This window comes from Bacteroides stercorirosoris, assembly GCF_900142015.1.
Classification (GTDB): domain Bacteria; phylum Bacteroidota; class Bacteroidia; order Bacteroidales; family Bacteroidaceae; genus Bacteroides; species Bacteroides stercorirosoris.
Genome location: NZ_FQZN01000029.1, coordinates 16,393 through 31,344, shown reverse-complemented (window position 1 = coordinate 31,344; position 14,952 = coordinate 16,393). Strand labels below are relative to the sequence as shown.

9 protein-coding genes are annotated in these 14,952 nt (G+C 44.4%); all 9 read right to left on the bottom strand.

The window, feature by feature from the left end; translation table 11 throughout:
- Positions 1-219 precede the first annotated feature (219 nt).
- On the bottom strand, positions 220-2,310 hold the full coding sequence (locus BUC01_RS19025; protein WP_244895769.1) for a RagB/SusD family nutrient uptake outer membrane protein: 2,091 nt from the start codon (positions 2,308-2,310) through the stop codon (positions 220-222).
- Positions 2,311-2,329: 19 nt separating this feature from the next.
- Complete coding sequence (locus BUC01_RS19020) at positions 2,330-5,593, bottom strand: SusC/RagA family TonB-linked outer membrane protein (protein WP_025832171.1); 3,264 nt, start codon at positions 5,591-5,593, stop codon at positions 2,330-2,332.
- Positions 5,594-5,833: 240 nt separating this feature from the next.
- Complete coding sequence (locus BUC01_RS19015) at positions 5,834-6,760, bottom strand: AraC family transcriptional regulator (RefSeq protein WP_025832173.1); 927 nt, start codon at positions 6,758-6,760, stop codon at positions 5,834-5,836.
- 128 nt (positions 6,761-6,888) lie between these two features.
- Positions 6,889-8,187, bottom strand: coding sequence for a glycoside hydrolase family 88/105 protein (locus tag BUC01_RS19010; protein ID WP_025832175.1), 1,299 nt, complete (start codon positions 8,185-8,187; stop codon positions 6,889-6,891).
- Between the two features lie 70 nt (positions 8,188-8,257).
- Positions 8,258-9,067 carry a rhamnulose-1-phosphate aldolase gene (gene rhaD, locus BUC01_RS19005; RefSeq protein ID WP_025832177.1) on the bottom strand — a complete coding sequence of 270 codons (810 nt, stop codon included), beginning with the start codon at positions 9,065-9,067 and terminating at the stop codon, positions 8,258-8,260.
- A gap of 174 nt (positions 9,068-9,241) precedes the next feature.
- Positions 9,242-10,273 carry an L-rhamnose/proton symporter RhaT gene (gene rhaT / locus BUC01_RS19000; protein WP_025832179.1) on the bottom strand — a complete coding sequence of 344 codons (1,032 nt, stop codon included), beginning with the start codon at positions 10,271-10,273 and terminating at the stop codon, positions 9,242-9,244.
- A gap of 222 nt (positions 10,274-10,495) precedes the next feature.
- Positions 10,496-11,746: an L-rhamnose isomerase gene (locus BUC01_RS18995; protein WP_073314538.1), complete on the bottom strand. Its 1,251-nt coding sequence runs from the start codon at positions 11,744-11,746 to the stop codon at positions 10,496-10,498.
- A gap of 64 nt (positions 11,747-11,810) precedes the next feature.
- A complete protein-coding gene (locus BUC01_RS18990) occupies positions 11,811-13,268 on the bottom strand; it encodes a rhamnulokinase (protein WP_025832181.1) in 1,458 nt (485 codons plus the stop codon).
- Positions 13,269-13,393: 125 nt separating this feature from the next.
- Positions 13,394-14,932, bottom strand: coding sequence for a glycoside hydrolase family 28 protein (locus BUC01_RS18985; protein WP_025832183.1), 1,539 nt, complete (start codon positions 14,930-14,932; stop codon positions 13,394-13,396).
- Positions 14,933-14,952 lie beyond the last annotated feature (20 nt).

The following is a 14,952-nucleotide window of genomic DNA, read 5'->3' as shown; positions in this document are numbered from 1 at the left end:
TTAGGTTGATTTATACAGGTAAACATTTGTTGTTCGCTAAAAGCAATAAGAATCTATGCCTCTGTCCGGACGGACAAAAGCCTATCTTTTAATAATAGACATGTTAGGAATAAATAATTGAATTGAAAAGATAGCCTTAAACCCACATAAAAAATCTATAAATATTTGTTTTATGCAAATTTAAGGCTATGTATTATCTGCTTTCAGAATAAAGCAAGATTATTTGGCGTAAGCCGGATGCTGAGTCAAATTCGGGTTATCTACCATCGGATGTCCGGGATCCTTTGCTGCAAAAGGCAACAACTCGCAACAGTTCTTTTGGAAACCATAGTACAAGCCATCACTTCCATCAGAAGCTTCAATCCAGTTAGGGAATTTACCACCGTTTTCGGCATAACCTGTAGGATTCTTGTAAATGATGGCACCAATTTGCAAAGCATTAAATCCACCGGTAAAACCGACAGCTTTACGTGCATTGCCATTGAATGTACTTGTATAAGCTTCAAACATATTAGTCGGATACCATTTGTCACCATCCTCTACTACAATTCCATGAGCCCTCACTATTTCGGCTAATTTCGCTTGATATTCACTATATTTTCCTTGTTCTGTCGGAATCTCTTTTATAACTGCAATTTCAGCCTCATCTGTCAAGTCAATATAATCCAAAGCAAGGAATTTATCACCATACTGCTGTCCATCTACCTGGAACTTATACAAACGGTAAACCGGCATATTGGCATACTTGCCTTCGCGCTTAGAAAGTTCTTTCATATCCTTCTTAGCTTCTTCCAGTTGTTCGGACAAGCGATTCATACGAATCATATCCGTACGAAGCATAAATTCGCCAGCAAACTCCCATTTACGTTCTTGGAGTAAAGCATCTTCAAAAGCTTGTTGATCAGATGGCATGGAAAGCTCACCTACCCCGGCACGGTCACGCACTTGCTTCAAAGCATCTTTAGCAGCCTGTGTAGGACCGTTATTCAGATAGTTTTGAGTTTCAGCATACATCAATAACACATCAGCATAACGCATTACAGGAATGTTCAAATTACGCTTTGCAGCCTCTTGTGGCTCCACACACCAGGGAATACGGAATTTTCCGTGCATAATGCAGGAGTAAGTAGTACCTACATCAACAAATGTATCACCTGCTGCACCTTTATTCAAGAAATAGATACTATAAGATGTACAAGTAACGTCACGACGCGTATCATTTTCATCAAACGACAAATAATACGTTGGCAACATAAACTGCATAGCTTTACGTGAACCATAAGTACCACCACGAGATCCAGGTTGTGCTAAAACCCCAAAATTAGAGTTTGTATTCGGACCATATTGTGCCAAATCCCAAATCATTTCAGCATCTGTGGCAGTGAAATTACGCTGACAGAAGTTATACCATAGATATTGGAATCCACTCATACCACTTTGAGCTTGAATTAAAGAATTTTCATTCTTATCGATAATAGCTTTACAAGCATCGTTAGCAATCTGATAAAGTTCACGAACGCGTGCTTCATCATCACGGCGTGCCAATTTCAAACTGGCAGGGTCATTCGTCTGCAGATTCCAACGTAATGAGTAGCCACCTGCATAAAGAGCTGTACGAGCCAGCAGAGCATAAACACCTTGCTTAGACAAACGTTCTGCCGTAGCATATCCACTTTCCTTGAACCAAGGTACCCAATCTTTAGCTTGCTGCAAATCTGCAATTATCTGATCATATATTTCATCACGGGATGAACGCTTAGGATAAAATGTATTTTCATCATTCGGGTCCAGTTCTTCCATCGGAGTCCATACTGCCGGAACATCACCATAAATACGTATTAAGTTCAAATAACAAAAAGCACGAATAGAAAGAGCTTCACCCAATAGAGCATTACGTTTAGTGGTTTCACTCATCTTCTTCAACTTAGAAATGGCAAGGTTAGTAGACTCAATGATACGATATCCCTCTTTGAAGATTGTAGTCACTGTAGCAGGTACCATTGGATCATAACTATAATTACAAATTCTATATTTTGAATTATTAGTAGAACCGTCTTCACTGGAATGCATCACCGTCTCACCCATACCTAAATGGTAATACATTTCCTGATGAATCAAACCACGATAACAACCCAGAATAAATAATTCCGCCATATCCTCATCTTGAAACACCGTTTCGGAGTCAGGGTCTGTGTAAGAGGGCATATCAAGCCAATCCTGACACGAAGTCACACTCAAAAGAAAGCAAGAGACAGCTGTTGCGAACAACGTCTTCTTCAACCCAGACAATATAATTGATACTTTTTTCATGATTAATAAACGTTTTAGATTAGAATGTTAAGTTAAGACCGATTACATAACTTCTGGAACGAGGATACATAGAACTGTCATATCCAGGCGTACAAGCCACATAATCACTACTACCAGCAGAAACTTCAGGATCATAACCAGAATAGCCGGTAATCGTAGCCAGATTATTAGCCGTGAAGTAAATACGCGCATTAGAAATCATAGCTTTCTGTAACCATCTCTTGGGGAATGTGTAACCAACTGTTACCTGTGCAATACGCAAGTAGGAGCCATCCTCTACATAATAAGAAGAAGGATAAGTGATATAACTTGAATTCGTACTTCCCAAATTCCACAAACGAGAAGATTCATCGGGGTTCAATTCTTTGATGCGTGCTAATGTTGTAGCTTTCTGTCCCGTTGCAGGGTCTATTAAACGGTAGTAGTTACTTCCAAACTCAGCAGGTACATTTTGGAATTGTCCATAAGGACTCATACTATGCTTAGTTGCGTTATAAATATCGTTTCCGATAGAAAATTTCATAAATACACTCAAATCAAAACCACGGAAAGTAAAAGTATTATTAAAACCACCGATACAATCCGGAGTACCATTACCAATCTTTACCTTATGAGCTTCAGAGAATTGTGCTGTACCATCTTCACCAGTTTGATTTGCTGCAAATTTAATATCACCAGGTTGCACAGGTTTAGCTTCCCCCTTTGAATTTACAGGAACAACAACGCCTTCACGCAAAGAGAAATTACCTTTATCGTCCTGCACAAAATCATCAGTAGTATAAACTCCATCATATATATAACCATACATATCACCTAACTTCTGCCCAACTACAGCATAATAAGTTACTGTACCGGAACGATTACCGCCAACAGCAAAAGTTTTTTCATTCTGTCCTGTTTCCAACGAAATCACTTTGGAGCGATTGAATGCCAAGTTCAGGTCTGAAGTCCAACTAAAATCCTTAGTTCTTATATTCACCGTGTTGAGAGTCAATTCAAAACCACGGTTACGCATTTTTCCCACATTTTGATATTGTGCAGTATAACCGGTTGAAGAAGGGATAACACATTTCATCAACATATCACTCACTTCATTGTTATACCACTCTGCTGTCAGATTCACGCGACTATTAAATAAAGCAACATCCAAACCAACATTAGTGGAACGCAATGTCTCCCATTTCAAATTCTTATTTCCTAAAGTAGTATTCAGTACATAAGCCAATGTACCGGTATTATTATTCATCGGATAATCAGACTCCTTAATTGAAGTTGTGTATAAGTAATCACCAATATTACAATTACCCGTCGTTCCGTATCCCACACGCAATTTCAAACTATTAACATAATTCATTAGACTACTTTCTTTAAAGAAGCTTTCTTCAGAAACACGCCATGCAGCTGATGCAGATGGGAAGATACCCCATCTGTTACCGTCAGCAAATTTAGAAGAGCCATCGGCACGGACAGTAGCAGTAAACAGATATCGTTCGTCAAAATTATAGTTAGCACGTGCAAAAGCAGAAACAATACCACTATGCTTATGAGAAACACTCTTCTCATAAACCGTAGCATTAGCTATATTATCTAGTCCGAAGTTAGGATACGGGAATTGTCTAAGCTTCATTGAATTTCCTTCCGATTCGCTATAAGAAGCTTCATGCCCTAACAAAACATTCAATTTATGTTTTTTAGCAAAAGTCTGATGATAGTTAAGAGTATTAGTGATTTGCCATTTATAAGACTCATCATTACCAATACTACCATTAATACCTGTATTTTTCGGATCCATCAAATAAGAAGTAGAATTATGGTCAGCAAATGAATCTGATTTAGAACTAGACCATGTATAACTTCCAGCTGTACGCCAAGTAAAATATTTAAAAAGGTCAAATTCTATCCCGGCATTAACCGAATACATACGTGAACGTTTTTTAGAAGTAGAAGCCTCATTCTGAACTAATGGGTTAGCCGTATCATAATTACTGTTCAGAGAAGAATAATTCGGATAAGTCTGAGTGTTCAACAACTCATCTTGTGTAAACATAGTACCTCCATTGATTGGCTGAAGCAAAACGTTCTTCATACCAGAATAAGCGCCACCACCCATCGTTTTCTTATTAGAAAACATAGCATTTACATCCAAGCGAACCCCCTTATAGAGTTCGGTATTGATCTTTGTACGGAATGAACTTCTATTAGAGCTATGATTAGCCAGCAAGCCATCTTGCCCACTATAATTGTAAGTCAACATCACTTGTGTCTTATCGGTACCCGTAGTAACATTGACATTATGATTTTGTGTTAAAGCAGAACCTCCAAATACTTCGTCCTGCCAATCAAGTGTGGAAGCACCGGCATAGCGATCATGAATGCGGCTGTAAGCACCTGTATAAAAATCGGAGACATCCGTAGCTAGATTATTATCAAAAACACTACTCCAGTTACCCGGCACTCCCTGTAAATTAGCAAATTCATACTGATATTTCACATACTCTTCAGCATCAGACATCATATCCAGCTTTTTACTGAGTACATCGAATGAAAAATAAGTATTATAATTTACTTGAGTCTTACCTTTCTTGCCCGATTTAGTTGTAATCAAAATGATACCGTTAGAACCACGTGCACCATAAATTGCCGTAGATGAAGCATCCTTCAACACATCAATACTTTCTATATCATTCACATCAATATTGCTGAGCGCATCACTCATTTCAAATCCGTCCACAATATAGAGTGGTGCAGTACTTTGAGTAATAGACATACCTCCGCGAATAGTGATATTAGCTCCTGCACCCGGAGCACCACTGGCAGTAACAATGTTTACACCGGCAGCCTTACCTTGCAAAGCCTGTGCAGCAGTCATAGCCGGAACGGCTGCCAAATCGCTGCTTGACACCGAAGAAGTTGCCCCCGTCAAATCTTTACGTTTCACCTTCGCATAACCAATGGCAACAACTTCTTCCAACATCACAGAAGACTCTTTTAATGTAACATCAAAATGAGTTTTGTTACCAATTACTACCGTTTGATTATCATAACCAATGAATGAAACTACCAACTCCTTTGCAGAAGGCGGTACAGAAAGTTTAAAGTTACCATCCATATCGGTAATCGTACCGATTGAATTATTACCTTTCACTGTTACAGAAGCACCAATCACCACGTCTATCGCATCGCGGACCGTACCGGTGATTGTTTTGTTCTGAGCAAAAATACTTAGAGAACTACCTATTAATAGGAGCATTAACAAGCAGAGGTTTTTGTGTAAGATTCTCATAGATTATTAATATAATTGATTAATAAATAAATTCAAGCCTAACAAGGCAAGCACCCGTTATCGAGCACAGAACTTGTGTTGGCAAATATAGAGAATCTAGCAGGGAGCAAAATTGAGAGTTTTGACCGAAAGACTTCCTTTTTTGATTTTCTTCATGAACCAGAAAGCATCTAGCCCGTAGAAACCCCTAAATCACAATCAATTAATAACCATTTTGACCTTAGACTAATCGTTTTGATTTTACAATAAGTCCTCTTCTTCCACGTCTGTTTCACGGCCAAAAGACCTATATTCTAGTGGAGTAAAGCCTGTACGTTTTTTAAAAAGAGAAAAGAAATGTTCTGTTGATTTATAGTCGAGCATAAAGGAGATTTCCTTGACTGATTGAGAGGTGCCAACCAATAATTGCTTTGCCTTACGCAGCTTTAATTCCTGAAAATATTTGGCAGGTGCATATCCTGTATAATCCTTGAATACTTTGCGAAACCACGAATAACTGATATTCAATTTCATAGCAAGTTCTTCCGGATCGATATCCTTAAATACATTCTCATTCATAATGATTTTCGCCTGCTCAATCTTCTGATCTACATCCCCTATTTCAAAAATCTTATTCTTAGAAATAGAAAGAATCATTCCTATCATGTGCAGAACAATACCGGAAAGATATTGCTGGGAAGAAATTTTATCCGCCTCCGCTATCTCCAAAGCACGTGAGAAAAGGGTAACCAATTCCTCATTCAGCCCAACTTCCAGAACCTGATTGTCTTTAGAAAGAAAACCGCCGCGCATCATATCATCAATGACCGGACCTTCAAAACCGATGTAATATTCATTCCAACCTGTCTGCTGATAAGGGTGATAGGTATGCCATTGCCCCGGGAAGAGCACCATGAGCCGTCCTTTGCAGACTTGTTTCTCGGGAGTAGTATCAGAAGTAAACAGTCCGCGTCCTTTTGTGATGTAGACTAACTGATACTCACGCAAAACACGCCCTTTCTTTGCGTTGAAAAAATAGCCGGAAGGATGATCTTTTAAGGGATAAGGAGAATCCGGCTGAATAGCCTGAAAACCTACAGTATTTACCCACAGACCAAATTTCTGGTCCATATCATTCACAATCAGATACTTGAATTCAACTCCTAAATCATTATAGTTCTTAGTCATAATATGTGTTTTGCATGATAGGTTCGGGCAAAAATAGGAATTATTTATGAATAAAAAAACGTCCGTTCCGGGTTAATTGTAAAATACCCCTGGAACGGACCTATAAATATTATTAAAGAAAGGAAATGCTATTTCTTCACAACAATCTTATCATATTGCTGCTCTGCCTTGATTTCCGTATACTTCGGGGCATCTATCATTTCGACGAGCGCGCGGAGTACAGGACCTTCACCCATAGGATCGTTCTCTTGGGTAGGACGGTTATAATAGTATGCTATGGAAGGCATGATACCCGTTCCCACACAAATAGAGGTTACATCTCCGTTATCGGAAATCTTTTTCATCATACCTTTCAGACCTTGCTCGGCCACATAGATGAAGTCGGGATGCAGCCAGCCTTCCTTTACACCACGGGCAATACCGAACACAAACATTGCCGTACCAGTGATTTCCTCATAAGAGTCCTCCTTATCAAGAAGCTGATGCCAAAGTCCGTTCTTACCCTGATAACGGGCTACACCGCTGGCTTGCTGACGGAAGTTCTCGATAACCGCCTCACGCATCGGATGATCCTTCGGCATCATACTCAGCAAATCAGCCTGCGCCATAAACACCCAACCATTGGCACGGCTCCAATGAGCCACTCCGTGCTCCTTATTATCCGTATGATAGCAATGATAATAAATCCGTTTTTCAGGACACCAGAGATAACGGGTATAATTCAGCACCTGATTGACGGCATCATTGAAATACTTTTCGTCACCGGTCATCTTACCCATACGGGCAAGAAAAGAGATAGCCATGAAAGCATCATCCGCCCAAATAGTATTGACGTGGGGCCAGATACGCGCAATAGTGCCGTCAACCAAGCGAGGCTCGCCATAATTCAGATGCTCGGCAGTCTCATTGATGTAACCCAGAAAAGCATCATTGGGGTGCTTCATCTGCAATTCTATCAGACTGGCTCCCATCGGACCGTTATCATCCAAACGCTTGCCACGGAAAATCATGTGCCAACTCAATTTACGGACAGCATTCCAGCCATTTTGCTTGAAAGCTTCGTCATACTGTTTGCGGAAGAAGTCAAGATTGCCTTCGTTGAACACAAAATTCATATTCTTCAAGACGTATTTATCATACTTCTTGTCTCCAAGCTTCTCGCCCAACTCCATAAGGGCGATATTTGTTACTCCATTGGTATAATGCCAGTTATTGTACTTGCACGCCACCTTCACGTCCATATCAAGAGGTAACTTCTTGACGGATTTATATGTTTCGCCAGTCTTCGTATTCTTGAACTCGTACGTAGTGCTGGCCAAAATGCGGTCTGCAATCTTTACGGCAGCTTCTCTTGCCGTCATTTTAGTTTGGGCGGTAAGGGTTGCCGCTGCCAACAGCAGGGCGAGGGAAAAGAATGTTCGTTTCATGATTATAGTTTTAAGTAGTTAATAGCAAGCGGATAGTAGCAGGCGGAAACTACTACTATCCACTTAAGAGTTATTTAGGAAGATTAAATGCGCGAGTCATTTCCTGCATTTGCTCCTGACTCATACCATCAGGTTCAAAGCCCATGTTTTTGGCAGCAATATAAATCAAGGCAGATTTATTCAATACATCAACCTGGTCGAAAGCTGACATAACATCCACATCTACAGCAAAAACACCATGTTTTTCCCACATAGCCACATCATAATCTTCAAGTTGTTCAATAGTTGCCTCTGCCAGTTTCACAGAGCTTGGCAGTTCGTAAGGGATGATACCTAAACCACGCGGACAGAAAGCCTTTGTTTCAGGAATCATACTCCAAAGCAAATTGGTGGCTACATCTTTTTCGAGGAACTTCTTGCAATGAGTCATGGCAATCAGTTCGATAGGATGCGTATGCAGAGAAGCCTTGTAAGGAGAACCCTTCTCAATCAGACGATTGTGCACACTGAGGTGGGCAGGCAGTTCGGAAGTAGGCATTACCGGATGATCGGCGATGATGACATAAGTGGCGCAGTCGTCCAGAATCCGGATGACAGAGCCGTGTTCCATCGGCCAACGGGCCAAATCACGCATACGCTTATTGGTACCTTTGCAGTAGAAATAACAACCCTTCAGATAAGGAAGAGTAGCACCTATTTGTTTTACTTCGCTGATGGCAGGCAATGCCTTTATTTCATTGTCTACAAACTCAGTGATATTCAGGGTAATGTTACCGCCATTACGTTCGGCCCACCCTTTTTGCCAGAGATATCCGGCTACTTCTGCCGCTTGATTGACTGCATAGGTCAATGCCGGGCGATTTTCGAGAATTGATTTCATCTTTGTATTAATTTAGAATATATGTTGGTTACTAAAGGATAATTTAGCGACGTGCATTTCCTAAGCCTGTAAGGCTTTTATCTTACAGCCTACCAGGCACTATCACGTCAATTAGTATGCCGAAAGGAAACCTTGCTCCAACGCTTCGCTTCGCTAAATTATCATTTAACCATCTCACGCTTGCGCCATAGCCACTACGATAATGGAAGATATCAGCACGACCAGCCCAAGGACAAGCACTGCGATAGTGGTGTTGCTGACCCCTTTCCATTCTTTCAGCAAGATGCCCCATACATTACTGAATGTGACATTCAGCGACATCAGGATGCTCCATGAGAAAGCGAGCAGCACAGGACTGTCTGTCAGGAAGCTTTTTCCCATTTCGAGGCCGAAGAACTGGCTGTACCACAGCACACCGGCAAGGGCACAGAACAAGAGGTTATTCGTCAGCACCGAACCTTTCACGGACAGATACTCCTTGCCGGTCTTGTTTTTGATATTCTGCTGAATGCAGTAAGCCGCATTTGTACAGAAACCGCCGAGGGTCACCAGGAAAATCACGGGAAGTCCGGCATACAGAGCCTCCACCCCACCATCAAGCGCAGCCTGTTTAATCGGCGTTCCCGCATCCAGTCCGAGAGCGAAACAAGCACTCATCACACCCGCCAGCAAGGCCACCAGCAAACCTTTCGTCAGTGCAAAGTCCTTAACTGCCGCACGTTTTTCCTCTTCCGTCATATTTTTGGAACGAAGACTGCCGGCATATCCGATAATAGCGATACCCGCCAGCGTGATGCATACTCCGATGAGCAACATCAGCCCTTCGCCATGCAGCAGGTCCTTTCCGGCAAAGAGAGCCGGGAAGAGCGTACCGAAACCGGCACACGTACCGAGAGCTATACTCTGTCCGAGCGCCACGCCCAAATAGCGCATGCTCAAACCAAACGTCAGTCCACCCACGCCCCACAGAACGCCATAGACCATAGCAGGCAGGGCACCACCCGCACCCCAAAGTTCCAACAGGGAGCTTCCCGCCGGAATGGCAAGCAGTGCGCCCAGCAACGGAAAGACGAGCCATGCAAAGATTCCTTGCACCAGCCAGAAACTTTCCCACGACCAGCCGTCCACTTTTTTTATCGGCACGTACGAGCTGCTCTGCCCGAAACTACCGATGGCAATAATCAAAAGTCCTATCAGTGTATTCATAAATTCTATCTTCTTGATTCATTCGCAACAAGCTAAGTATAAAGCAATTACACACATCCCAAAGATACCGTAAAGACAAGCGCATGTCATAGGTGACGACAAGCGCATGTCATGGGTGGTGAGATACGTATCTCATGGGAGGTGACATACGTATCTCATGACCCATGACATACGTATCTCATTATCGTCCTCATCCTTTGTCGTTGCAAATGTACACTAATTTCAGCGTTTAGACGTAACGTCTGCTTCGTATTTCTGTATCTCGGCGATAAATTCTTCGCCCACAGGTACACCATTCTTCAAACAGAACATATCCCAAACTGCATTCCACGGCAGGGATTTGCCTTCTTCGAGCAGGGCAAGGCGTTCGAACAACTGGTCGTTCGCCTCGTATCGGCGCAATGTATCCAGCGGCTCCAGCAGAGCTTGAAGCACACACTTCTGAGTGGCACGGCTACCGATAACGTAAGCACCGATACGGTTGATGCTGGCATCGAAGTAGTCCAAACCGATATGTACGCGGTCGAGGGCATTGCAACGTACGATTTCCTTGCAGAGGTCCATCGTTTCATCGTTCATAATCGTCACGTGGTCAGAGTCCCAGCGCACCGGGCGGCTCACGTGCAACATGATTTCGGGGATGAACAGCAGCAGTGAAGACAGCTTGTCGGCAACGCTTTCCGTCGGGTGGAAGTGGCCGGTATCCAGCGTAACAATCTTGTTGCGGCTTACGCCATAACCGATATAGAAATCGTTGGAACCCACCGTGTAGCTTTCCAGACCGATACCGAATACTTTGGATTCAACGCAATCCTTCATATTCTTGTATTCCACTTCGAAGATGCGGTCGAGAGAATCTTTCAGCAGGTCGCGGTAGAGCATACGGTTGACAGTGATGTCTTTGCTGCCATCATGCACCCACAAGTTCATGATACAAGGATCACCCTGGCGACGTCCCATCTCCTCGGCAATGGCACGGCAACGCTTGGTGTGTTCCACCCAGAAATCACGGATACCCTTATCCGGGTTTGAGAGAGAAAGGTTGCCACTCTTCGGATGAGAGAAAGAGGTGGAGTTGAAGTCCAGTTTCATGTTGTTTTCGGCTGCCCACTGCATCCAGCTTTCAAAATGAGCCGGTTCTACCTGGTCGCGGTCAACGAACTTGCCACCGAAATCACCATAGATTTCATGCAGGTTCAGACGGTGGGTTCCGGGGATATAACTGGCTGCCTTCAGCACGTCTTGTCTCAATTCTTCCATATTGCGAGCTTTGCCGGGGTAGTTTCCCGTAGCCTGGATTCCGCCGGTCAGCGCGCCCTGTGCTTCAAATCCGGCCACATCGTCGGCCTGCCAGCAGTGCAGGGAGAGGGAAATCTTTTGCAAAGCGTCCATAGCTTTTTCTACATCCACGCCGATGGCGGCGTAACGTTCTTTTGCCACTTCATAGGCTCTCAGAATTAAATCTTCTTTCATGATGGTATTAGTTTTATTAATAATTATAAATTGAAAATTATAGTTTGCGGGGTAAGACAAGGGGTTATGCCAACTGCAGGAATTTCCGGTAGGCGGCATTCCACACTTCCACGTCTTCGGGCGTGAAGGTTTTCAGCGGAATGGAGCGGTTGACGAGCTGGCGCATGGACACGACATCACTCGCCGTGCCGGCTGCCAGGGCTTGCAGCATCACATTGCCGATGGCTGTAGCTTCCGATGGTCCTGCGACTACGGGTATGCCCAGCGCATTGGCGGTCCACTGGTTCAGCAAATCATTGCGGCTTCCACCGCCAATGACGTGCAACACTTCCACCGGACGGGGAGAAAGAACGCGCAGATTCTCCAACACCTGGCGATAACGCAACGCCAGGCTCTCAAAAATGCAGCGCACCACTTGTCCGCGGGTTTCCGGTTTCGGCTGGCTATGGTCGGCACAATAGGTACGGATGGCTTGCTCCATATCCACCGGATTGGCAAACAACGCGTCATCCGGATTTATCAGGCTGCGGAACGGCTCGCATGCCTGTGCCTCGGCAATCAGTTCGGGATAAGATACGTCCTCCCAGTTGCAACGGCAACGTTCCAGCAACCACATTCCACAAATATTCTTCAGCAGGCGGATGGTTCCGTCCACACCTCCTTCATTCGTAAAGTTCAGCGCTTCGGTTTCCTCGTTGATGACCGGCGCATCCGTCTCCACTCCCATCAGCGACCAGGTGCCGCTGCTCAGATAAGCAAAGTTACGGTCCAGAGCAGGCACGGCGGCAACGGCCGATGCGGTATCATGTCCGGCAACGGCAATCACGGGAATAGCGCCCAGTCCGGTAATCGTTTGTATTTCTTTTGTCAACACTCCCACCGTCTCACCCGGATATACGAAACGGCCGAAATTGTCTTCCGTCAGTCCGAGCGCTTCAAGCAAAGCCGGCTCCAGGCGACGCGTTTCGGCATTCAACAGTTGGGCAGTGCTGGCGATAGTGTATTCCGTCACCATCTCGCCCGTCAGCAGGTAGCTGAGAGCATCGGGCATAAAGAGCAGCTTATCAGCGGCAGCCAAGGCACTGTCATTATTGCGGCGCAGGGTATCTAATTGGAAAAGCGAATTGAAATTCATAATCTGAATGCCCGTCCATCCGTAAACTTGCTTACGGGGAACGTGGGCGAAAAAAGCCTCTGGGGCACCCACAGTATGGGGGTCGCGATAAGAGTAAGGCTGGCGGAGCAAGGCGCCGTCTTTGCCGACGCATACGAAATCCACTCCCCACGTGTCAATTCCGATGGAAGTTATCTGTACATCCTCCATGCGGGCAGCCAGTTTCAGTCCCTCTAAAATGTGGCGGTACAATTCGTAAATATCCCAGTAGTAATGTCCCCCGAGTTCAATCAGATGGTTAGGAAAGCGGTTCACATCCTGCAATTCCAATCCCTGCGGAGTGAATGTCCCCAAGATGGTACGACCACTGGTGGCTCCCAAGTCGACCGCAAAAAAGCAATGTTTCATGATATTAAATATAATTTTGACGATACAAAAATAGGGGATTACTCCCCTATGCTCTGTATCAGTTTTGACTGAAAAGATATTGTTTCTGACAGATATACCGCACTCTGTGCGGCATTAATAAGTACTCAATTGTCAATTGTCAATTCCGTCACACCTTCACAATAACGAGTCACCACTTTCTCCCCTTCCGCATTACGGATATTTACATTCTCCATAGTGATATTATTACTGTAAGCAAATTCCGCTCCCAGCTTCGAGGTGATGTCCACGTTCTTCAACACAATGCCGTCGATAGGCATTTCAGGAATACCATTGAAGAATAAAGCGCGACGAGCACCGGCACAAACCAGATTCTCAACATGGATATTGCGGAAACAAGGCGTTGTTTCGTCCACCGGCATCGGTTCTACCTTGGCAGGCACTACTTCACCGCTTTCCAACACTTCCACCGCCGACTTGCCTCCATAATAAAGGTTGAACGTGATCGGTTCTGTCGGAATATCCATCATGGAGATATTGCGTATCCAGATATTCTCCACTACCCCGCCACGTCCACGTTTGCTCTTGAAACGCAAACCTACATCCGTGCCGAGGAACTGGCAATTGCTGACAGACACATTGCGTACACCGCCACTCATCTCACTGCCTACCACGAAACCTCCGTGCCCTTTGAACACCGTACAACCGTCTACCACCACATTCTCGCAAACACGTCCGCGGCGGCGTCCATCCTCATCCTTGCCACTCTTCAGACAAATGCCGTCATCACCCACATCAAACGTGGAATTCACAATCAGAGCATTCTTGCAAGACTCCAGATCCAGACCATCACCATTCTGCGCATAGCTCGGATTTCGTACCTGCACCTCTTCTATCAGCACATTCTCGCACATCAACGGATGCAGGTTCCATGCCGGTGAATTCTGAAAAATCACTCCCTGCAACCATACATTCTTACACTCTATCAAGCTCACCATCACCGGACGAAGGAAATGACGCACACTCTGCCACTCCTCCTCAGTCTTCAAGTTCTGGGGCACATTCATATTGCTGATGGTATCGCCTTTCAGCGTTTGCGGATAAGGGAACCAATAGGTAGGGCGTTTATAAACTCCACCCCGGGCGATAGTCTGCCTCCATACGCCTTCCGTAACTTTCTCCCGCTTCAGAGGACGCCAGTAATGTCCGTTGCCATCAATAGCACCTTCACCCGTTATCGCTACATTTTCCAGATTACGGCCGGAAACGGGCGACTGGCAACGACGGGTATCCAAACCCTCAAAAACAGTCTCTACCAGCGGATATAAATCTACATCAGGCGAAAAGAGGATGACAGCACCTTTTTCCAGATGCAGGTCTATATTACTCTTCAGCACAATCGGTCCGGTAAACCAGACACCGGCAGGAACAATCAAGTGTCCACCCCCCTTTTCCGCCAAAACATCGATGGCTTTGGCAAAGGCGGCCGTACAAAGTTCCTCACCATTACCCACCGCACCAAAGTCGGTAAGATTCACCCGACGGTCGGGGAATTTCGGTGCTTCTACCCTTGGCATATCAAAAGGCAGGTCTTTATATACTGCTTCATACTTATACGTTGAAGATTGGCAAGCACTGAGCAACCACAGGCAAACGGCTGCAATCACATACAATTGTTTCGTCATTCTTTGTCTTTTTTTCATTT